The 21,928-nt window shown below is 45.4% G+C and carries 23 protein-coding genes and 1 pseudogene; 13 read left to right on the forward strand and 11 right to left on the reverse strand.

All coding sequences use genetic code 11. From position 1 onward, the window contains the following. Positions 1-374: 374 nt before the first annotated feature. The 3 genes from FM037_RS21070 (at position 375) to FM037_RS21080 (ending at position 2,053) form a co-directional block, all read left to right on the forward strand. Positions 375-737, forward strand: coding sequence for a cytoplasmic protein (locus FM037_RS21070; protein ID WP_144047620.1), 363 nt, complete (start codon positions 375-377; stop codon positions 735-737). 222 nt (positions 738-959) lie between these two features. After that, positions 960-1,178: a hypothetical protein gene (locus FM037_RS21075; protein ID WP_144047621.1), complete on the forward strand. Its 219-nt coding sequence runs from the start codon at positions 960-962 to the stop codon at positions 1,176-1,178. A gap of 68 nt (positions 1,179-1,246) precedes the next feature. Continuing rightward, positions 1,247-2,053: a phosphate/phosphite/phosphonate ABC transporter substrate-binding protein gene (locus tag FM037_RS21080; RefSeq protein ID WP_144047622.1), complete on the forward strand. Its 807-nt coding sequence runs from the start codon at positions 1,247-1,249 to the stop codon at positions 2,051-2,053. A gap of 173 nt (positions 2,054-2,226) precedes the next feature. Here the strand turns inward: FM037_RS21080 and FM037_RS21085 are convergent, their stop codons facing one another. Further along, on the reverse strand, positions 2,227-3,699 hold the full coding sequence (locus FM037_RS21085; protein WP_229380971.1) for a BCCT family transporter: 1,473 nt from the start codon (positions 3,697-3,699) through the stop codon (positions 2,227-2,229). A 135-nt stretch (positions 3,700-3,834) separates the two neighbouring features. Next, a complete protein-coding gene (locus tag FM037_RS21090; RefSeq protein WP_144047623.1) occupies positions 3,835-4,203 on the reverse strand; it encodes an acyl-CoA thioesterase in 369 nt (122 codons plus the stop codon). A gap of 387 nt (positions 4,204-4,590) precedes the next feature. Here FM037_RS21090 and FM037_RS21095 point away from each other — a divergent pair, with 387 nt between their 5' ends. The 3 genes from FM037_RS21095 (at position 4,591) to FM037_RS21105 (ending at position 8,667) form a co-directional block, all read left to right on the forward strand. Next, a complete protein-coding gene (locus tag FM037_RS21095) occupies positions 4,591-6,096 on the forward strand; it encodes an alkaline phosphatase (RefSeq protein ID WP_144047624.1) in 1,506 nt (501 codons plus the stop codon). A gap of 27 nt (positions 6,097-6,123) precedes the next feature. Continuing rightward, positions 6,124-7,755, forward strand: coding sequence for an alkaline phosphatase (locus tag FM037_RS21100; protein ID WP_144047625.1), 1,632 nt, complete (start codon positions 6,124-6,126; stop codon positions 7,753-7,755). 87 nt (positions 7,756-7,842) lie between these two features. Continuing rightward, complete coding sequence (locus tag FM037_RS21105) at positions 7,843-8,667, forward strand: hypothetical protein (RefSeq protein ID WP_144047626.1); 825 nt, start codon at positions 7,843-7,845, stop codon at positions 8,665-8,667. A 124-nt stretch (positions 8,668-8,791) separates the two neighbouring features. On the opposite strand, the gene ltaE is transcribed toward FM037_RS21105, so the two are convergent. After that, complete coding sequence (ltaE, locus tag FM037_RS21110; RefSeq protein WP_144047627.1) at positions 8,792-9,802, reverse strand: low-specificity L-threonine aldolase; 1,011 nt, start codon at positions 9,800-9,802, stop codon at positions 8,792-8,794. Positions 9,803-10,173: 371 nt separating this feature from the next. On the opposite strand from ltaE, the gene FM037_RS21115 reads away from it, so the two are divergent. Next, positions 10,174-10,806 carry a trimeric intracellular cation channel family protein gene (locus FM037_RS21115; protein ID WP_144047628.1) on the forward strand — a complete coding sequence of 211 codons (633 nt, stop codon included), beginning with the start codon at positions 10,174-10,176 and terminating at the stop codon, positions 10,804-10,806. 195 nt (positions 10,807-11,001) lie between these two features. On the opposite strand, the gene FM037_RS21120 is transcribed toward FM037_RS21115, so the two are convergent. From FM037_RS21120 to FM037_RS21130, 3 genes are all read right to left on the reverse strand, one after another. After that, positions 11,002-11,844, reverse strand: coding sequence for a mechanosensitive ion channel family protein (locus tag FM037_RS21120; RefSeq protein ID WP_144047629.1), 843 nt, complete (start codon positions 11,842-11,844; stop codon positions 11,002-11,004). Between the two features lie 152 nt (positions 11,845-11,996). After that, the gene (locus FM037_RS21125; RefSeq protein WP_144047630.1) at positions 11,997-12,569 is read right to left on the reverse strand and encodes an OmpA family protein; all 573 of its coding nucleotides are present in this window, start codon (positions 12,567-12,569) and stop codon (positions 11,997-11,999) included. Positions 12,570-12,780: 211 nt separating this feature from the next. After that, positions 12,781-13,197, reverse strand: a complete 417-nt coding sequence (locus tag FM037_RS21130; RefSeq protein WP_144047631.1) for a PACE efflux transporter — start codon at positions 13,195-13,197, stop codon at positions 12,781-12,783. Positions 13,198-13,280: 83 nt separating this feature from the next. Between FM037_RS21130 and FM037_RS21135 the strand changes: the two genes are divergently transcribed. Then, positions 13,281-14,180, forward strand: a complete 900-nt coding sequence (locus FM037_RS21135) for a LysR family transcriptional regulator (RefSeq protein ID WP_144047632.1) — start codon at positions 13,281-13,283, stop codon at positions 14,178-14,180. A gap of 56 nt (positions 14,181-14,236) precedes the next feature. Here FM037_RS21135 and FM037_RS21140 read toward each other — a convergent pair whose 3' ends face one another. Both FM037_RS21140 and FM037_RS21145 read right to left on the reverse strand, forming a co-directional pair. Next, positions 14,237-14,710 carry a DUF924 family protein gene (locus tag FM037_RS21140; RefSeq protein ID WP_144047633.1) on the reverse strand — a complete coding sequence of 158 codons (474 nt, stop codon included), beginning with the start codon at positions 14,708-14,710 and terminating at the stop codon, positions 14,237-14,239. A gap of 217 nt (positions 14,711-14,927) precedes the next feature. Beyond that, entirely contained in the window at positions 14,928-15,488 is a 561-nt protein-coding gene (locus FM037_RS21145) for a DUF4136 domain-containing protein (protein ID WP_144047634.1), read from the reverse strand. A gap of 193 nt (positions 15,489-15,681) precedes the next feature. Here FM037_RS21145 and FM037_RS21150 point away from each other — a divergent pair, with 193 nt between their 5' ends. From FM037_RS21150 to ruvX, 4 genes are all read left to right on the forward strand, one after another. Next, positions 15,682-15,999, forward strand: a complete 318-nt coding sequence (locus FM037_RS21150) for a hypothetical protein (protein ID WP_144047635.1) — start codon at positions 15,682-15,684, stop codon at positions 15,997-15,999. A 202-nt stretch (positions 16,000-16,201) separates the two neighbouring features. Next, the gene (gene yciH / locus FM037_RS21155) at positions 16,202-16,531 is read left to right on the forward strand and encodes a stress response translation initiation inhibitor YciH (protein WP_144047636.1); all 330 of its coding nucleotides are present in this window, start codon (positions 16,202-16,204) and stop codon (positions 16,529-16,531) included. 68 nt (positions 16,532-16,599) lie between these two features. Then, positions 16,600-17,160 carry a YqgE/AlgH family protein gene (locus FM037_RS21160; RefSeq protein WP_144047637.1) on the forward strand — a complete coding sequence of 187 codons (561 nt, stop codon included), beginning with the start codon at positions 16,600-16,602 and terminating at the stop codon, positions 17,158-17,160. Between the two features lie 42 nt (positions 17,161-17,202). After that, the gene (gene ruvX, locus FM037_RS21165; protein ID WP_144047638.1) at positions 17,203-17,625 is read left to right on the forward strand and encodes a Holliday junction resolvase RuvX; all 423 of its coding nucleotides are present in this window, start codon (positions 17,203-17,205) and stop codon (positions 17,623-17,625) included. 109 nt (positions 17,626-17,734) lie between these two features. On the opposite strand, the gene FM037_RS21170 is transcribed toward ruvX, so the two are convergent. The 3 genes and pseudogenes from FM037_RS21170 to FM037_RS21180 all read right to left on the reverse strand — a co-directional run bounded on the left by FM037_RS21170 (position 17,735) and on the right by FM037_RS21180 (position 21,179). Further along, complete coding sequence (locus FM037_RS21170; RefSeq protein WP_144047639.1) at positions 17,735-18,838, reverse strand: porin; 1,104 nt, start codon at positions 18,836-18,838, stop codon at positions 17,735-17,737. Positions 18,839-19,006: 168 nt separating this feature from the next. Then, positions 19,007-20,118, reverse strand: a pseudogene (locus FM037_RS21175) (PilT/PilU family type 4a pilus ATPase). A 23-nt stretch (positions 20,119-20,141) separates the two neighbouring features. After that, complete coding sequence (locus FM037_RS21180) at positions 20,142-21,179, reverse strand: type IV pilus twitching motility protein PilT (protein ID WP_144047640.1); 1,038 nt, start codon at positions 21,177-21,179, stop codon at positions 20,142-20,144. A gap of 36 nt (positions 21,180-21,215) precedes the next feature. Here FM037_RS21180 and FM037_RS21185 point away from each other — a divergent pair, with 36 nt between their 5' ends. Further along, entirely contained in the window at positions 21,216-21,911 is a 696-nt protein-coding gene (locus tag FM037_RS21185; RefSeq protein ID WP_144047641.1) for a YggS family pyridoxal phosphate-dependent enzyme, read from the forward strand. The last annotated feature ends 17 nt before the right edge of the window (positions 21,912-21,928 follow it).

Raw genomic sequence — 21,928 nt, forward strand, 5'->3', positions numbered from 1 at the left:
GGATATATAGTCTGTGAATCAAGCAAATGATTTACTGATTATCATCTTTAAACATGAGATACAGAAGTTAGTTAGTATCACCTTTACTGATAGGTATTCATTCTTGGAGTAAAGGACCCGACAACACACAGCCCAATAGTCAATTAGCTGTTGCTTTATTAACCGAAGACGAAACAAGAGTGATAAATAGTTAAAAAGTGAGATCTAGCACAAGGTTATCTGGGTTTGAGTCATGCTAAAAAAGAGTTATAGCAAGTTCACTATTCTCGTTAGGAAGAGACAGTAAACTTATATGAATAAAGACGAATAAAGTTGACCGATCAGAAAAGCAATGTCTATGATGGCATTAGTACTCGCAAACAAGTAGGTAATATATGACAGCAATCTCACATGTATACAACTATACCGTTCGATGCCCACACGTTAAAGATCCTGCACACCCAACAACATGGCAAAATCATGTTGAATTTAATCAATCTTGCGAAATTGGATTAAGCCGAATCACAAAATGGCACGACCGCTCAGGTAACCGTATCTTCGAACTGGATGGATTCGTCGTTAGAGAGGCTGAGGCCGAGAGTGCTTATTTCTCGATGCAAAACAAACGAATTAAAGACGATGGTCATGTGCTGGTGACCTTTAAGATCTTCATGGATGAGTCGACTAAAGATACATCGGTACAAGAGATCATGCAGCACTTGATAGCAGATCTTGATGAAAAACTAGCTAAGCTCTAGTCTGCCAATTGGTATAGAAGCTGTGGGCTAAAACTCCAAATGCTTAATTTAAACTGCCTCTTTTATGAGGCAGTGCACATTTTAAGACTTAATAACCAAGCATTTTCCAAACTCCCGATAAAATACCTGCGCCCCCTAGTCCATAACAAGAAGCTTGTTTCTCTTTCGGCCACGGCCTTAAACCGCTAAAATAGCCCGGACATCTAACCTTGAGTATTCAAAATGAAATTATCCCTGATGGTTCTAGTGCTTTTTATCGGACTGACTGGCTGCGCTGACCTACAAGATGCAGGACGCACTATCGGCCAAACCACCAAGGAAGTCACTACTGAGATAGGTCATGCAACGAGAGATGCAACTAAGGCCATAGGCCACGCCTCTCGTGATGCGGTCAAATCGGTTAAAGCAGACTTAAGCGATGAAGATGAGAAAAAGAACTAAGTATATCGAATCGAGGCCTAACCCCTCTGTTTACATACCCAGACTAAAACCGCAGCCAAAATAGAAAAATGAACACATTGAAACTCACCTCCTGCATGGCCCCTAATGCCGATGATTTTGTAAAATCTTTGGCCGAATACCTGACTAATAGATTAAATATCCACATAGAAGCTTGTCTGGATATCCCCTGGCAAGAGCGGGAGCTCGGCTTCGATGCCGGCGATATCGAAATATGTTGGATCTGCGGCCTTCCCTATATCTGGAAGGTAGACAAACCTGCTCCCCAAGTTGAATTGCTGGCGACACCAGTATTAAAGGGCAGGCGTTACCGCAATAGGGCCGTCTACTATTCTGATGTGGTGGTGCACAAAGACAGTCCAATACGCAAGTTTGCCGATCTCGAAGGCATGCGTTGGTCCTATAATGAACCACAGTCCCACTCTGGCACTTATGTCGTGCGTGACCATCTGGCTAAGATGGGTAAGGATTGTCGATATTTTGGCAAGATTGTCGAATCAGGTGCCCACCAGAACTCGATACAGATGATCTTAGACAATCGGATCGACGCTTCGGCTATCGATAGCTGGGTACTGGAATTAGAGATGATAAAACGCCCAGAACTCGCTTCAAAGCTGCGCGTAATAGACACCCTTGGCCCCAGCAGTTTCCCGCCCTGGATGATATCTAGGCTTGTCCCGGTTGAATTACGTCGACGCATTAAACATCTCTTAGTGGAGATGCACCAAGATCCTATCGGCCGAAGTATATTGGACAAGGTTGAGATCTCACATTTCTCCGCGACCGAGGACAGAGACTATGATCCTATTCGGAAAATGGCTCAGAGCGCCGAAAAAATAGAGTGGGCCGAAATTTAAGCCAAGACACAAAATATCGTTCCGATTCAACTCATTACGTTATACTTACATCTATGACTTATGTTTTATCAGTTCTTTCACCATGATGCCTGCCTGAGCGAGTAAAATTAGCGAAAAGGGGAATCTGGACACAAAATATCATTCCAATTCAATTAATTCCGTTCTACTTACATCTATGACTTATGTTTTATCAGTTCTTTCACCATGATGCCTGCCTGAGCGAGTAAAATTAGCGTAAAGGGGAGCGCACCAAAAATCGCGATCTGCTTATTCAGGTCGATATTATTTTTCAATACCAGAGCCGCCGTGATCGCAACTAATACCAGACTCCACATCAACTTAGATTTCACCGCCTGACTCCCCGTCATCATGCTAGTGACATAGATAGCCGAATCGGCACTGGTAATCACAAAGGTTATCAAAAGCAAGATGGCGCTGTAGGTCAGGATTTTTCCAAAAGCCAGGTTATCGAAGAAAGTGAACAGGCCTAAGGTAAAATCTGTATTGGTCGCCTGTACTACATCAGGCAAGATACTCATCTCGAATACACTGCCGCCGAAGGTACTGAACCAGACAATGGAGGTCATAGTGGGTATGAGTATGGTGCACAGCAGATATTGACGTATGGTACGACCACGACTGATTCGAGCGATAAAGGGACCGACAAAAGGTGCCCAGGCAATCCACCAGACAAAATAGATGATGCTCCAACCTTCACTCCATTGTCGAGAATCCATATCAATAGAGAAAGAGACAGACGGTAAGAGTTGCAGATAAGTCAGAGTTGAAGTCACCACAGTACTGGCGATAGATAGAGGGTCGACCAAGGCTAACACCGCCACCAGCATGACGACGACCAACAGCAGATTAAACAGACTCATCCGCTTGATGCCCTTATCCAGCCCCATGGTAGATGAAAGGGTAAAGGCTAAGGTGATGGCCATTAGCAGACCGAGTCGAAAACTCAGTCCACCAATATCTGAGCCTATGCTCTGCTCCACGCCACTTTCCACTAAGGCTATGGTATTGGCCAAGGTTCCAGCCACGCCGAAGATCACCGCCACCACAGCCAGAAGATCGAATACTTGATACCGGCTTGACTCTGGTTTATCGGTGAAGCTTGCCGAGATGGTCATAGGTCTGGACTTATTGAAGGCAAACCATGCCATCACCAAACCTGAAATAGCATAGAGGCTCCAGGCATGTAGCCCCCAATGAAAATAGGTCAAGGCTAGGGCACTATCTTTACCTATGTTATCGACAGACACAAATGCGGGGGGGTGCGCATAATGGGCGATAGGCTCGGCCACGCCCCAGAAAATAAGTCCCGACCCCATACCTGCGGCAAATAACATGGCGGTCCAGCTGACAAAGCCAAATTCGGGTTTAGCACCTTTACCTAACTTAATTTTACCCCAAGGACTCAAGGCGATGGCCAGAGATAAAATCACAAATAGGGAGGGAATGATGATAAAAGCCAGGCCAAATTCGTGGATAGCATAACCCGTTACCCCGGCCACCAAAGATATTGCCGTCTCGGGGAAGATGAGGAAGGCGGCCGCCGCAATACAACAGCAGATAAGGCCTATGGACTCCCGACTCAATTGACTCATCAGGTTTCGAATGGAATGCGTTAATGTGTTCATAGGGCTGACAGGATTTTATTGTCCGGCATAGTAGCAAGGCACAGACCGGAAGGCATGAATTGGCCGCTAGCCTAACACACTGACAATAAAAAGGACTAAGCCTATGCCTAGTCCTTTAATTCTTCAGGCCTCGAGTCAGGCTGCGTTTGCACGAATTCCATGTGGAATTGGCAAGCCCTGCTCATTAACATTCACGAACACCATCTTATCTATGTAGACCACAGGTAGACGGGTCACCTTGTTTCTCACCTCACAGCGCACGGTTATCGAGCTAGAACCAGCGCTGACCATCTCTAGTCCAAACTCGATAACATCTCCCTGCCTGACAGGAGTTCTGAAGTTAATCTCCGAAATAATCTTAGTCACTATGCTCTGGCTGTGCATCTGGCACCCGGCAAAAATGGCCGCCTCCTCATCTATCCAACTTAACAGCTGGCCACCAAACAGTGCATTAGCAGGATTTAGGTGCTCAGGTTTGATAAATCTACGGCTGTAATATTTCATTTATATCTCCCTTCTTAAAACTTAACAGTCAAAAGTTAATCAGTTTCAATGTCTGACTACAAAGATTCAGAGCCAGTAACAGGCCTTCATTTCGAATGACACTAAATACCTATTAATAGGTAGCAAGTTGAGGGCCAACTTTTAATTAGCTAATAAACAACAGCTTAATAAGATATTAAATGGAACTACCTCACCAATATCGAGCAAGTCTCGGTAGTTTGCACCGTAAGCAAACAGATTGAGCTCAGCAAGAAAAGAGTAAAGCCTCGTCGCCCCACAACAAAGTCACAAAACCTACACATACCCAACCCATTTCTGTCATGAAAAACACCGACAATCGTCGCGTCTAAAAATGAAATCCCAACATACCTCAATACAATAAGGGTGATGATAGTGATTAATATGAAAAAAGTAGCTGCACTCGTTTCATGCAGTTTAGTGACTATGGCGGCCAACGCCGCAGTTTTACCTGCCACGCAAACTGACAGTCTATGGTTCAAAACCAGTGCGCAAGTTGTCAACGATAAAACCCTGCAAACGAACAAGACCCAAGCCAAAAATGTCATTCTGTTTGTCGGTGACGGCATGGGTATTTCGACACTCACGGCGGCGCGCATCTATCAAGGTCAGCAGCTCCAAGGCAATGACGGTGGTGAAGAAAACTTTCTTAGCTTCGAGCAGTTTCCTCACACGGCCCTAGTTAAAACCTATAACACCAACCAGCAGACTCCGGATTCAGCTGGCACTATGACCGCCATGGCTACCGGGGTTAAGTCTAAAGCCGGAGTGTTATCTGTTTCAGATGCCAGCCTTCGCGCTAACTGCTTATCATCTAAAGGTAACGAGTTAATCACCCTAGTCGACTTAGCCAATGCCAAGGGGCTATCTACTGGCGTTGTCAGTACGGCTCGTATCACACACGCCACACCAGCTGCGACTTATGCCGCAACACCAGAGCGAGGCTGGGAAGCCGATAGCAATTTACCTACAGAAGCAATAACCAATGAATGTAAAGACATAGCGTATCAGCTAGTGATGCGTGATGAGGCTGACGCTTTGAGTGTGGCATTGGGAGGCGGCCGCCGCAATTTCATTCCTGATACCGTGACCGACGGTGAGAATAAATCGGGTCGTCGCAGTGATGGTGTGGATCTCACTCAAGCCTGGACAGAAAACTTCAGCAATGCCGCCTATGTGTGGGATAAAGAAGGTTTCGATGCCATAGATACCAGCACTACAGATCATCTGCTTGGCCTGTTTAATTCGTCACATATGGAATATGAGGCGGACCGTCTAGATGACACCGCAGGTGAGCCCTCACTCACAGAGATGACCACCAAGTCCATCGAGATCCTCAACAAGAATGAGCAAGGCTACTTGCTTATCGTTGAGTCGGGCCGAATCGATCACGCTCACCATGCGGGTAATGCCCATCGCGCCCTAGTGGACACGGTAGAATTATCAAATGCGGTAAAAGCCGCGTTTGAAAATACCAACCCCGATGACACCTTAATCATGGTCACCGCAGATCACAGCCATGTATTCACCATTGCCGGTTACCCGGAGCGTGGTAATCCCATTCTTGGTCTGGTCCATAACGTAGGTGGTGACTTAGCCATAGCAGACGATGGCAAGCCATACACTACATTAGGCTACACCAATGGCCCCGGCGCCATTATCGGCCAGCGTGATGATCTTTCATCAGTCGATACAGAGCAGAAAAATTTTATGCAACAGTCATTAGTGCCATTAAGCAGTGAAACCCATGCGGGTGAAGATATCAGCCTTCATGCAACTGGCCCCGGCTCTCATCTGGCTCAAGGTGTTATCGAGCAGAATGTGATCTTCCATATCATCAACCAGGCGCAATCGCTTGGCGGCACTAAATACTAATCAAACAGTACTCATCTGGAGCAAATCATGAATAAGAAATTTCTCGTACTGTCGATGGCAGCAATTTTAGGTTTGGCGGCGTGTGGTAGCGACGGTGACAACGGCACAAACGGCAGTGATGGTAACAATGGCAGTGATGGCAATAACGGCAGCGACGGTAAAGATTGGGCCGCAGTCAATGAGTGGTACATAGATGGCCAACGTCGTGTGACTCAAGCCAGTGAACTAGAGGTAAATAATCAAGCAGGCGCAGCTAAAAACATTATCCTTTTCGTCGGTGACGGCATGGGGGTTTCAACTGTGACGGCGGCGCGAATATTAGATGGTCAACTTAAAGGCAAGACAGGTGAGGAAAACTCACTTTCGTTCGAGACCTTGCCTTATCTTGGTCTGGCTAAAACCTACAATGTCGATGGTCAGACACCTGATTCTGCCGGCACCATGACGGCCATGGTCACAGGAGTTAAAACCGATGTTGGCGTGCTTTCACAGGCTGAAGGCGTGACTCGCGGAAATTGTGCGTCGACTCAGGGACAAGATCTAATGACTTCCATCGAACTTGCCTCTATTGCAGGCATGTCCACTGGGGTGATATCTACCGCCCGTATCACCCATGCAACCCCTGCCGCGACCTATGCCCATTCACCGGAGCGCAACTGGGAGAGTGATGCGGACCTGACGGTAGAAGCCGTGAGTAACGGCTGTAAAGATATCGCGGCTCAACTGCTGGATTACGGCTATGGCTCGGGTATCAACGTGGTGATGGGCGGCGGACGTCGCGCATTTATCCCTAATACAATGACAGATCCTGAAGGCAAGAGTGGTAAGCGACTCGATGGCCGTGACTTAACATCTGAGTGGACCGCTAAATATGCCAACTCAGCTTATGTTGCCGACAGAGACAGCTTCTTAGCATTGGATCCAGCAACCACAGACCATGCCCTCGGTCTGTTTAATTCATCTCATATGGAATATGACTACGACCGTACGACAGACGGCGCGACTGGCGAGCCATCCCTTGCCGAAATGACGGCCAAGTCTATCGATATTCTCAAGAAGAATGACAAAGGCTTCGTGCTTATCATAGAAGCGGGTCGTATCGACCATGCCCACCATGCAGGCAATGCGGCAAGAGCGCTACACGACACAATTGCTCTGTCTGAAGCCGTGCGCGTCGCCATGGAAAAGACCTCGAGCAAGGATACTCTGCTTGTGGTTACCGCAGATCACAGCCATGTGTTCACCATTGCCGGTTACCCGACTCGAGGCAATCCTATTCTGGGCCTAGTAAAGGGCAATGATTCCAGCGGCATCTCGGCCGTCACTAACTCAACCGATGCCAACGGCATGCCTTACACTACGGTGGGCTACACCAATGGTCGTGGCTACGCAGCTTTGGAAACTGGCGGAGATGAGCGCTATGGCCTACCAATCGCAGCCGGTCGTTTCGACCTCAACTATGTGGATACACAAAGCGCAGGATTCCATCAAGAAGCCTTAGTGCCATTAGAGTCTGAAACCCATGCGGGAGAAGATGTGGGAATTTTTGCCAGTGGACCCGGCGCGCACTTAGTGCAAGGGACTGTAGAGCAGAACCATATTTTCCATGTGATAAACCACGCCGCGAGCTTAGTCGTAAAAGCCGAAGCGGCTCTATAAGCCGCTATTTATTGGCCGTCTAATCTTATACCCATAGGTACGACTTAGACGGCCTTCATTCAAACAATCCAAAGCACAGGAGTTGTTATGAAGTATTCTTTGCTGAGCGCCACCCTACTCATAGGTTTCGTTCACACAGTGTCGGCTCATTCAACAGCGAGTCATTCCACTGCAGCTAACCTATCAACAGCGAGTCAATCGACGCAGATTCAGCCAGCCTTGAGTGTCGAGCAGCCTGACAAGATACAGCAGGTATGCGACGGGATATCACCGAGCCAGCTCAGCGCAACTTATGTGATATTCAAGGGAGATGACTCAAGCAAGCTGGGTCATGAGCTGCAACTGACGCGCTACCAAGATACGGTTATCTACCAAAGGTCGCCGCAAACCTTCGAGGCTTGGCAGCGTAACGGCGAATATGTTCGCTACTTTCCAATGGATAAACGCTCTGTGAGTTATCGCACTGGCGACCTGCTATCCCTCAATATCAGCTACGATTTAGAACAGGTCTTTCATCTCGTCTCACCAGAAGTACGCTCTGAGCTTAAGCAAGCCGATGACATCGATCACACTTGTCTGACAGTTGAGAGTTTTAGCGGTGAACAGGGAGGGCAAGAGGTGAGCCTAGAGTGGGCAACATCACTCGAGCTACCCTACCGCCTCACTATGGGTCGAGGGGAGCAACGACTGACTTATCAACTCAGCGAGGTAAAGTCGGTCACACCTGCGGATTTTAAGATCTTGACTGCGGGATACAAAGATATCGATTTTGCCGATGTGGGCGACAGCGAGTCAGATCCCTTTATCGCCAAGATGATCACTCAAGGATTCATTCAACACGGCAGCTCAGGGTTTTATACCAGTGACGGACAACAGATGCCCGGCAGTAGTCATAATAACCACTCTCACTAGAGGCGCTAACTGTAGAAATACCTAGCCTTGGTATTCTTGGTTTTAATAAGAGTGAATTTAAAAAGTCTGCCTCGGCAGACTTTTTAATGATTACATTACTGGCTAATGAGTCACTATCAGACCATTAAGCCAGCAAGCCTTTTAGTTTAGCGATAAAGCTATCGATATCGGCTCGGCTGATATCGGCATGAGTCACTAACCTCAAAGTAGAACCCGGGCTGATTAATATCCCCAGAGACTTAAGCTCGGTCGCGATATGCTTGATGTCTACATCTTGCTTCACCTCGGCAAACAGCATATTGGTTTGCACCTGCTGAGCTTCTATCTCAAATTCATCAAGCTCAGACAAACACTCAGCTAAATAGCGCGCGTTGTCATGATCGATAGCCAGGCGATCGACTTGGTCAGTGATAGCAAGTTTAGCCGCTGCGGCTAAAATACCGGCTTGGCGCATGCCACCGCCAAGCATCTTACGCCAGCGCCTGGCTTTATGAATTAAGCGCTCATCACCTAAAAGCAAGGAGCCTACCGGAGCACACAGGCCTTTAGAGAGGCAGATAGAAACGGAATCAAAATATTGGGTGATGTCACCGATAGCGATATTTTGCGCAACGGCCGCATTAGCGACTCGAGCACCATCTAAGTGGATTTTCAGCTTATTGTCGAATGCTAACGTTTGCGCTTGTGCCAAATAGGCCTGCGGCAAGACTTTCCCCCCAATGGTGTTCTCGAGGCTGAGCAATTGAGTGTGAGCAAAGTGGACATCATCAGGCTTAATTGCAGCCTGAATGTCGGTGAGCAAGATACTGCCGTCTGCTTGGTTAGTCAGCGGTTGAGGCTGGATGCTGCCAAGTACCGCCGCGCCGCCTCCTTCAAACTTGTAGTTATGAGCCTGCTGGCCACAAATATACTCATCGCCACGTTCACAATGAGCCATCAAGGCCAATAAGTTTGCTTGAGTACCTGATGAAGTGAATAAGGCACCATCGAAGCCATACATCTCGGCGGCCATGGCCTCTAAACTGTTTACCGTAGGATCATCGCCATAAACATCATCCCCTACTTCGGCATTGGCTATTGCCTCGCGCATTGCAGTCGTTGGCTTGGTTACTGTATCACTGCGAAAATCGATCATCTTAGCCCCTGTTTATGATTTCGAGGCATGAATACTACTCCCTGAACATAACGAGTGCCAGTATTTATCTGCCAAAAATAAGAGTCGTTAGCTCATAAGATAAAGTCAGAAATCATCACGAGTAGAACTGCAGTTAACACAATAAAAACCCAACAAAACACTAACAATACTTCAAGGCAATGATAAATACATAATTAGTCAATATTGGATTACCATTGCTAACCATATAAAAGCAAAATTACCAGCAACAAAGGGAGAGGAAAAAACTTAATCATTACAAATTCTAATCCATAAAATTAATTTTTATAGCTATCACTTCGGTTTTTTATCAGGCAAAATCCGTCTCCTTTTACTCAGCGGCACTCTATATCATGCAAGAAGTTCAATTTATTAGCCTTCTCTGGCTTATCGGTATCATAGCCGAAGCGATGACAGGTGCCCTATGTGCAGGTAAGAAGCAGATGGATCTCTTCGGCGTCGTCATCATAGGCTGTGCCACGGCTATCGGTGGGGGTACCTTGCGTGACATGATGCTGGGGAACTATCCCTTAATCTGGGTAGAGAACGTTCATTACCTTATCGCCATTGCATTTGCTTCATTGCTCACCGTAGTGATCGCCCCCGTGATGCGCTATCTGTCTAAGCTCTTCTTAGCCATAGATGCCTTAGGCTTGGCGGTATTTTCTATTGTCGGTGCCCAGAAGACACTATTACTAGGGTTTAGCCCGCTAGTGGCCATCGTCATGGGGCTAGTAACCGGGGTTTTTGGTGGCGTTATTCGTGACATCTTGTGTAATCAAGTGCCGCTGATCTTCAAGAAAGAACTCTATGCCCTAGTCGCCCTGCTCACTGCCGCACTCTATGTGGGTCTTAAGTCATACGGAGTCAGTGAGTGGGTCAACCTGGCCATCTGTCTGCCATTTGGTTTCGGCTTGAGAATGCTGGCAATAAAATTCCATTGGGGCATGCCAAAATTTGATTATCAATATGGTGAGGTACATTAAGACTTGAGATTCTAGTTCCTAGGGTCCTAGTATCTTAGTTGCATAAATGTTCCAGACATAGAAAAGGTCGGCAAATGCCGACCTTTTTCCTTTTTAACTTCCAGCAGTCTAACTTTCAGCGATCTAATTGCCAGCGGTCTCACTCGGTGCGCTAGCGTGTGAGTAAGATCTAGCAGTCACAATAAAAATGTAGACTTAAGCTGCTGCAGAAGATGCAACTGCTGGTGTCTCTTTCAAGTGAAGATCCATCTGAGGGTATGGGATACCTATGTTAGCTTCATCTAGTGCTAGTTTAATCTGCTCTAGAATTTCAAAATAAGCTGGCCAGTAATCGCTGCCCTTAACCCATGGGCGAACCACGAAGTTAACCGACGAATCGGCAAGCTCAGACAATGCGATAGTGTAAGCAGGATCTTTCAATACATACTGGTTGTTCTCAATAACGCGCGTCAGTACCTTCTTCGTTTCCAAAAGATCTGCATCATAAGAAACTCCGATAACGAAATCGACACGACGAGTATCCATCGCAGAATAGTTAATAATAGTACCGTCCATCATGGCTGAGTTTGGCGCCACAATAAGTTTATTATCCGGTGTCAGTAGCTTAGTTGAGAAAATAGTGATCTCATTGACTGTACCCGCGATACCGGCGGCTTCAACATAATCACCGACACGACATGGGCGGAACATCACCATCAAGACGCCTGAAGCGAAATTAGACAGTGAACCTTGTAGGGCCAAGCCAACCGCTAGACCCGCGGCACCGATAACAGCAACCAGTGATGCTGTCTGTACGCCAATCTGTCCAAGTGTTGCCACTATGGTGAACACAAACACGAGTGACCATGCCATATTTGAGACAAATGAAATAACGGTAGGATCAACTTTACGCTTGGTCATCAACTTACTAGATAACTTCTTAGCAATACCGGCACAATATTTACCGATAACAAAGATGACAATCGCAAAAATGATCTTCATTCCATAGGTCACGATAAGCTCTGGCGCTTGCTCGATCAAACCTTCCAAGTTTTCCATGTATTACTCCCTAAAAATTTCCCAAACAAATGTTTGAGTTAACGCAATTCAAATCTAACACCAAAAAACAGCTCATATAAATATGAACTGTTTAACCTCAGGTTTAATTCAAATCAAAATTCTAAGCGGACTCCCTGAGCCCTACTTGCTCGCTAGTGATCTAACTCGACTAAAAAATTGACCCGTCGATTCAGGGCCCTGCCTACTGGTGTATCATTTGTACTGATTGGAGAGCGAGTTCCCATCCCCCTCACGATAAAGCGTTCCGGATCGAAGCCATAATCTTCAACTAAGATACCCTTAACAGTTTTTGCCCTTGCCTCGGATAAGAGCTGATTGGCCTCTACACTCCCAACGGCATCAGTATGTCCAATGAGGCATAATTTAACGTCATTTAGCTGTAAAAATTGTTTTATTTGAGCGAGAATTTGCCATTGGGAGTAGAGTATCTCAGTCTTAGCGAACTCAAAATTTAACGCTAACTCAGTGGCCTGAATACAAGTATCGGGATAAACCCTGTCATCGGTTGTGATTAAACAAACCGGCTTGAATAGTCGACTCTTATCACAACCTGAAGCATCGACCAGTACACCCAAGGGCGTATGCGGGCAGGCATCCTTGATATCCGGTACCCCATCTTTATCACTATCATTCCAGCCAAATGCTACAGGACTGAGAATAAGCCCAATAAAGCATAATAAAATAAGCCAAAATTTATTCATCATTTGTAACCTATAATGGCCATTGACGCCTATAGCTTGTGCCTAAAGCTTATAATAGCTCATCGGCCCTGACGTGAAATACTAAAGATTATCCTCGCAGATTGGCGTATTTTATATCCTTCTGCAAATTTCGCAATTACTTAGCACTATAAACTTTAAGCGAGTCACGAAAACCTAACATTCACTAATTTAGCCAATCTAGTTTAATAAGTCACTAAACCGGTGTTGTTAGTAACCGCTGACAAACACGATCATAGACATAATTAAAAGCGATGGCGTAAAAGAAGAACAACACCAGAAACGTAAACTCGAGTATGAAGGCGGCGAATATTGAGATACCCAAGAACCAAGATACGATGGGTAATGTCGCAACTATGATGCCTGCTTCGAAGCCCAATGCATGGCCTATTCTTGTCCCTATACTGCGCTTATTTCTGTTATTGCCAAAATGCTTATCGAACCAGATATTATAAAAATAGTTCCAAATTACCGCATAGACACTAAGTCCTATGGCAACCAGGAGTAGTTCGGAAGTATCTTTCCCTGTGATAATAATAGCTAGAGGCACGACTATCACAAGGGCAAACAGTTCGAATAAAATGGCATGGGTAACGCGTTGCTTGGTTGTCATCAAGCGACTCCTCTAAAAGACTTGCAGCCATTATCAAGCCAAATTATGATAGAACAAAGTTAGTTACCATCACAAATACTGATATGTTAACACTCGAGCAGCTTTACTCATTCGTAGAAACCGTGGAAACAGGCTCATTTTCGGCCGCGGCCAGGAAACTGGGCAAGGTACAATCTGCGGTAAGTCAAAATATTATGAATATGGAGATCGACAGTGATCAGACACTGTTCGATCGCTCCGGCCGTTACCCTAAGCTGACTGCAGCCGGTGAGGCTCTTTTACCCCAAGCAAACGCAGTCATTGCCCAGCATAGAAGGCTCAACCAACAAGTTGAAGCCTTAAGTGAGGGGCAGCCACAAAAGTTAACCTTGGCACTGGATGAAGGGGTACCCTATAGCCAATTAACCCATTATCTGATCGAATTCACTGAATACTTCCCTCATATACAACTCGAATTTTTGAACGCTTCGAGCCAAGATATCATCCAGCTAGTCAGTGAAAAGCGTGCCGATCTTGGTCTGGTCTTCAGTGAGTTTATCTACCCTGAAAATATCGATTTCGAGTCCATAGGGACTATTGAATTTGAACTATTGATTAGCCCTAATCACCCATTAGCAAGTTCGAAATCTAAACATATGGATCTGCTAAAATTACATAGGCAGTTGATCATAGGTGGCAGAGACAGGGCTCCAAGCAATTATAATCAGCAACATTCACCGGATGTCTGGTATGCGGACAATTACTATGTTTTGCTTGAATTGGCTAAATCTGGATTTGGTTGGGGGCTACTCCCTCGCCATCTTGCCCAAGAAGCAATAAATAGCAAACAACTTTGCAAAATTCCTGTAGAGTTTGAAGAGTTGGGTTGGGTGGCTAATATAGATGTCATTCAGCACACAGGCTCAGGTAATGAAGCCTGCACACTGCTACGTCAGCTCTTAAGAAAGATGATGAAATCGGAATCTACAAGTCTCAAAAATTAGAACTAACGATGCCTGCAATATCAATCCACGTCAGCACTTAAGAAAGATGATGAAATCTAGTCTAAAGTAATAGAACTTGCTGACCGACTAGCAGAAGCATGCTCATACCAATTCACCCAAGCGGGCCTATGAATCGATTCGACTTGAGATTGCATCCCTTCGAGGAGGCACAACAAGAGTTGACGGTCTTGGCTATTGCCGGAGTAAAATAGCGGGTCGTAGAAGCAGCGACGCTGAACAGGCTCCAGCTGAGTATCCAGGCCTAATTCGACTCCTTCAATGCATAGAGCTCGAGCCTCTGGATGCAGGTCAATTGCATCTTTATCATTTAAAAGGTGCGCTACAGGTCCCATGAGTAAGATGAGTGACATTCGCCCAGGTGGAGAGCGCTTCCAATCTTCGAGGTCACCCGATTTGACCCTTTGTAACAGAGTAAGCCATTCAGACCGAGTCTGTTGGCAAAGAGACTCAATTTCAACACCTTGTCCCTTAGCGTATTCATCAAACCATTGCTGTAAAAACTGATCCACTTGTACCACTCACTTGGTATCTGCCAGATATGTAGTCAGAGAATAGCAGTCTATTACAAATTGATAAGTTGGACTTTAGTCTAGTAAGAAACACATTTAACAAACCACAAGATTGGTGATGAATTTGGCTAAAAAAAAAGCGCTCCTGCTGGAGCGCCTTCCATCCTGTTCCACAATTAGAACGAGTTAATATATAAAACAGACCACACCAAGAATACTAGTTAGCTTCAGGCTTAGGTGGATAATTTACTAACATCTCAGAGATAGCATGATTAACCACTTCAACACGCTCCTCAGGAGTACTCTGATCACGTATGGTATCGGCAACAGAGCCACGCCAAATAAGCTTTCCGCTTTCACGATTCACCATATCTAAAATCAAGGTACCGACTTCATACTCACGAACCGTAGTCTGAGTATTCATGCTACCGCTATATCCCCATCTAGAGCCATAATATGGGTTATAACCATAATTAGTGTTGAAGGTATCTACGTTGATTTTTTTATCAACTTTAGTCAGGTAATTAACTAACACATCGGCTGTCGCTGCATCGGTAAGGGTTATGCCTTTCGCCGCTAGCTGGCTGTCTACTGCAGCACGAATACGCTGGTCCATCAAACCATCCAGGTGATATGTCGTGTCTTTCGTCTTTTTAACGATCCAGGCATAGGTCTTTACATCGTCAAAATTTGCTGCAGGATCATAATCCGAACTCGTTTTTAGGGTGCTACAGGCACTCAGTGCCAGTGCAACCAAACCAACTATAACCTTCTTCATTTTGACTCCATCAGATATGCATCATGTAAAATTCATTTTATAATTTCAGCTTACATAGCAATTTCATGATCTACAACTCAAATTTAGTCTAATTAGTATATCGTTCAGCTTGACTTAAGATAGAACCTTAATGATAATGATTATCAATTAATTTCTAGTGTGAAATTTTGAATCCTGAGTAATGGAGTCTCTTATGTTTTGGTTTATCGGTGCCTTCTTGATCGCGAGTGCTATCTTTCTTTTTGCTCCCGAACAAGCGTCGGTGCAATCTGAGAAAGTTTCAGCCAGAAAGAGCCAGGGACATATCAGTCTATTTATCTTACCTGTTATCGTATTGGCCTGGATACTCTTTACATTATTAGACGGACATAACGGCAGCTATGGAACGGCGGCAATAGGCTTCGTTTTAACCTCTTGCGCCATTGCTCATTCAAAGTTTCATAAGTTTATTATTCCTTGTGCGTGCCTCACAGCTATATCACTCATCATTGGGGTCGTACTGGCTGCATAACTGGTTTCATAAAAGTCTGTATCCTCCTCAAAAATGTCGAAAATGAGCGAGGCTAGAGTTTGCTAGCCTGCTTAGTTTCAACTATCTCCTAATTCTCTCTTGCTCAGTGCAACTTTCTCTCAGACTTAATAAAGCATAAAGCTCCCATAAAATTATTCAGTTTGTTAAACTCTAATTATCACAAGTTATTTAGTAGTCGCCCATGAGAAAAGATCCAAACGTATCCTTGGTCTACAGCACAGATGTAGGCCGTATATCTCCCGAAGTAGAGCTCAAAGACATCCCAACTGGAGATGGTATCGTGCGTATCCATAAAGACAGTAAAGGACGTAAAGGCAAAGGTGTTTCTGTCATCAAGGGCCTAGGCTTGAATGAGAAAGAGCTAAAAGCCCTGTCCCAGAAATTAAAGAAACAGTGCGGCTGTGGTGGAACGGTAAAAGAGTTCAATATTGAAGTGCAAACTGACAATAGAGAGCAACTCAAGACTTTGCTGGAAAAACTCAAATATACAGTAAAGCTAGCCGGCGGTTAGCAGGCTATATAGTCCAGATTATCAAGGCTAGTTGCCAGTCTCTATTCCCTTTTCCGTGGAGCCTATTAATGGAAAGTTTACAAAACCACTTCTTAATCGCGATGCCCTCACTCAAAGACACTTTTTTCGAGCGTTCGGTGATCTATCTTTGTGAGCATGATGAGAAGGGCGCTATGGGGATCATGATCAACAGACCCTTAGGCATAGAAGTCGATGAGCTATTGCAGCAGATGGAACTCGATGAGGAGCCTGAACTCGTTTCCTCCCTTGGCGCCCGAGTCCTTATCGGCGGCCCTGTGAATCCCGAAAGAGGCTTTGTCTTACACACACCTCAAGATTTTTGGAACAATAGCCAATCACTGACAGACGAGTTAATGCTAACAACCTCAAGAGATGTGTTATCGGCCTTAGGCAGTAAAGACGCCCCAAAGCAGTTTATCGTCGCCTTAGGTTATGCAGGTTGGAGCCGAGATCAACTGGAGCAAGAACTGGCAGATAATACCTGGCTATCAATTCCTGCAAGTACGGCATTACTCTTCGATGTTAAGCATGAGGAACGTTGGCAAAAAGCGACGGAATCTTTAGGCTTCGATATATGGCAACTGTCTAATCAATCTGGACATGCATAATCCCTCTCTCAACATTTTTTCATTTAAGAGAACAAGTATTTCATGAGTTCAATAACGGTATTAGGCTTTGATTACGGCACTAAAAGCATTGGCATCGCCATAGGTCAATCACTCACAGGCACAGCTAATCCAATCGGTTCAATAAAAGCTGTCGATGGCATTCCTAAGTGGGAAGAGATTGGCATGCTTATCGAAGAATGGCAGCCAGATGTAGTGGTCGTGGGCCTACCTTTAAATATGGATGGCACTGAACAAGAGATAACCCTGAGAGCGAAGAAGTTTGCTAATCGCATCAACGGCAGATTCGGCGTAAAGATTGCGACGCAAGATGAACGCCTGACAACTGCTGATGCCAAGGCCAGACTGTTTGAATTCGGTGGTTTTAAAGCACTGACTAAGGGACAGGTCGATGCCATGTCGGCGGTGTTGATAATAGAAAGTTACTTCGAAAATATGTACGACTAGCGCTTACATCTCTTATTAAAGCTATAAAATGGCAATAAAAACGGCCAGTAAAGTCATCTTCACTGGCCATTTTTTCAAAGCTACGATTCAAAACCTAGATATTAGACATTTAGAAATAAAGCCCGATATTGATATTCAAACGTGAACTCCATTCGGTCGGCCCTTCCGAGATACCGACTCCAGGTCCATTGATAAACCACATATTGTTACCGGCAATCCAATCGACATAAGAGTAAAACTTACCTGCTGTGATGGCACAACCTGTGACATTCTGCATAGAGTCCTCTAAACCTTCACCCGATGCGAACACCTGACTGAAATCGTTGTAACAATTGAGATTGGTAATAGGTCCCCAATCCACATCAATGCTACGTGATACGTTCAAGGTAAGCACATCGGCCGATGAGGCTATTTCAAAAGGAAAAGCGAAGGCCGATAAGGCGATACGATTGCTATCAGGCATATCGTACTCATAATACATGTACTGAAACTGCCCTTGCCACTTAGCCCAATCGACTTGCCAGTGAAAGGATGCGGCATATCCATCGGTATCTTTACCCGCTACCTGATTATTTGTTGTCGGCAGATAATCTAACTGGGAATATTGTAAAGAAGCGCCAATCTTGTGTTTGGTATTCTCTGTGGTTATGTCTCGCTCTATGCGTGCATTAAGCTGACCCGACTCTTCATAGGGTGACTCATCTGTGATAGCTACATCGAAGGAGTACCTGTCATATCTGGCGCCATCACCGTATTCATCATTGAAGAAGTAGGCAAGATCGAAACGCCAATTTTTATCGTCATATTTCCAGTGTATGCCTGCGTCATAGTCATCTTCAAAACCGAGATAATAGTTGGCACTAAACCAAAATGAGTGGGCACCATAGGGAAGCAAGCCAAAGGGAACCTGAGTCACCCCAATCTGAACACTCTGCTCCTCATTGAAGCTGTATCCCGCATAAGCGTGATGAATGACGTCCATATCTTGATACCAACGATACTGAGCCGAAGCAAACAGGCCATCATCCTTATAGTTGACATCCACACGAAACAGCTCGAACTCCAGCTTAGAATCATTGGCGTAATCTTTCCAGCCATAGTTGACCCGTACGGCTCCCCCCAGATCCAACTCATCGGTCACTTGAACCGCATTAGCCGAAAATGAAACCCAGATACATAAACACCCTATTGCTAATCGTTTAAACACAGCCATGACACTCCTATGTCGTTGACATGAAAACTATTCTCCAAGTTTAATCAGAGAATCCTAATTTCGCTAACTCATATTAAATAAAAGTAAAAAGCCAGAGAATCCCCTCTGACCTTGTTTGATTTTTAGTTGGTGAATTATCGACTAGATGACTTATCGAATAATGAGTCACTAGTCTAAATCTAGTGTCACCCCTTCCATGAAGCCAGAACCCCCTTGTTCTGAACTTTGCAGCTTAATCATCAGCCTTAAATCATTAGGCGAATCTGCATGATGTAAGGCATCGGCATAACTAATCTCTCCCGCGGTATAGAGAGTCAGCAAGGCCTGATCGAAGGTCTGCATTCCCTGCTCATTAGACTTCGCCATAGTCTCCTTGAGTGAATGCAGTTCATTTTTAGCTATCAAGCTACTGATACGGGGTGTATTAATCAAAATCTCGATGGCCGCACGTCGTCCCTTACCATCCATAGTCGGCACCAACTGTTGAGCTACAATTCCCCTTAAGTTCAACGAGAGATCGAATAATAGCTGCTGATGCTTACTCTCCGGCACTAAGTTCATGATACGGTCCAATGCCTGGTTAGCATTGTTTGCATGCAAGGTCGCCATACATAGGTGCCCGGTTTCGGCAAACGCCAGGGCGAATTCCATGGTCTCTTGAGTTCGAATTTCACCGATTAAGATCACATCTGGCGCCTGGCGCAATGAGCTTTTAAGCGCGGCATCGAATGACTCGGTATCTATCCCGACTTCTCGCTGGGTGATGATACAATTGCGATGCTCATGAACAAATTCAACCGGGTCTTCGATAGTCAGAATATGGCCGCGAGAGTTAGCATTACGGTAACCCACCAAAGCAGCCAAGGATGTTGACTTACCTGTGCCAGTTCCACCCACCATGATGATGAGTCCACGTTTGCTCATCACCAGATCTTTGAGGATCACGGGGAGTTTCAGATCATCGACATCGGGGATTTGAGTCTCGATGCGGCGCATAACACAACCCGATGCTTCCCTCTGCCAAAAAGCACTGACACGAAAACGCCCTAAATCCTGCAAGGCAAATGCGAAATTACACTCACGAGTCTGATGAAACTCTTTCTTCTGCTCATCACTCATCAAAGACTCGACAAAATCCAGTGATTGAGCCGGTGAGAATGAAGTTTCGCTCAATGGTGTTAGCTCACCATCGATTTTGGCACTCGGGGGAAACCCGCAGTGATGAATAGATCCGAAGCCTTGCGATCTATCATAGTTTTTAAGAAAGGACGAACATCCATAATAAAACCTTAACAATTAACCTTTAGAATTGTGTCTGCTTATTAGCACTCTTGTGCTGAGCATCTTCACGACTGATCTGACCGCGGTTGACCAAATTCTGCAGACACTGATCTAATGTCTGCATACCATGTGACATACCTGTCTGAATCGCAGAATACATCTGTGCCACTTTATCCTCACGAATAAGGTTTCTGATCGCTGGAGTCCCCATCATGATCTCATGGGCCGCCACACGTCCTCCACCGATTTTCTTGATCAAGGTCTGTGATATTACTGCCTGTAGCGACTCTGATAGCATGGTCCTAACCATGCCCTTCTCACCTTCGGGGAAAACATCGACCACACGGTCAATGGTTTTTGCCGCAGAGGTGGTATGTAGAGTACCGAATACCAGGTGACCGGTCTCAGCCGCCGTCATCGCCAGCCTGATGGTTTCAAGATCTCGCATCTCACCGACTAAGATCACATCGGGATCTTCACGCAGTGCGCTTCGTAAGGCCGCGTTGAAGCTATGAGTATGACGATGCACCTCACGCTGGTTGATCAGACATTGCTTACTCTGATGTACAAATTCGATTGGGTCTTCGATGGTGAGAATGTGTTCGTGGCGGCTTTCATTAATATAATCAACCATGGCAGCCAGAGTGGTACTCTTTCCCGAGCCTGTTGGACCGGTAACCAAGACTAAGCCACGTGGGAAGCTGGAAATTTTCTTGAAGATCTCCGGTGCGCCAAGCTGCTCCAGACTCAGAATATCGCTGGGAATAGTACGAAATACCGCAGCGGCTCCTCGCGCCTGGTTGAAGGCATTGACACGAAAACGTGCTAAGTTCGGTACCTCGAACGAAAAATCTATCTCTAAATGTTCTTCATAATCTTTACGTTGCTTATCATTCATGATGTCATAGACGAGTCCATGCACCCCTTGATGATCTAAAGCGGGTAAATTGATCTTTCTGACTTCGCCATCTACACGTATCATAGGCGAAACGCCAGCAGAAAGGTGTAGATCGGACGCTTTGTGCTTTACACTAAAGGCAAGTAACTCTGTGATTTCCATAGTATGGGATATCCATTCAATCAAAAAACTTACATCATGACAACAATAGCAGACAGACTGGCTAACGCCCAGCATCGAATCGAACAAGCGGCACAAATTTCATCACGAAATGTCGATGAAATTCAATTACTCGCCGTCAGTAAAACTAAGCCCAATTCAGATATTGTAGCCGCCTATGCTGCCGGCCAAAGACGATTTGGTGAAAACTATGTTCAGGAAGGCGAATCTAAAGTTAATGCGCTGAAACAGAGCTGTCCCGAAATCGAATGGCACTTCATCGGCCCCTTACAATCGAATAAGACTAGAATCATAGCCTGTCACTTCGATTGGATGCACACAGTCTCCCGGGAAAAGATAGCATCCAGACTCAACGAGCAACGTCCGAAAGAGATGTCTCCCCTGAACATCTGCATCCAAATCAATATCAGTGGCGAAACCAGTAAATCAGGAACGACACCAGAAGCGCTTAAATCCTTGGCAAATAGAATCGATCAGATGCCGAATTTAACCCTCCGGGGTCTGATGGCCATCCCCACTGCGACATTGAATAAAAAGTTACAAAGAGATGAGTTTCAGCAGCTACAAGCTTTATATCTAGAACTCAAATCACTTTATCCTCAAGTGGACACGCTTTCCATGGGAATGAGTAATGATTTAGAACAGGCAATTGAACAAGGCTCAACCATGGTTAGAATTGGTAGTGCAATTTTCGGCGAAAGAGAAAAGCGCTAGATATTAGCCTTGTTTTA

Origin of the sequence: Shewanella psychropiezotolerans (genome assembly GCF_007197555.1) — a bacterium.
Classification (GTDB): domain Bacteria; phylum Pseudomonadota; class Gammaproteobacteria; order Enterobacterales; family Shewanellaceae; genus Shewanella; species Shewanella psychropiezotolerans.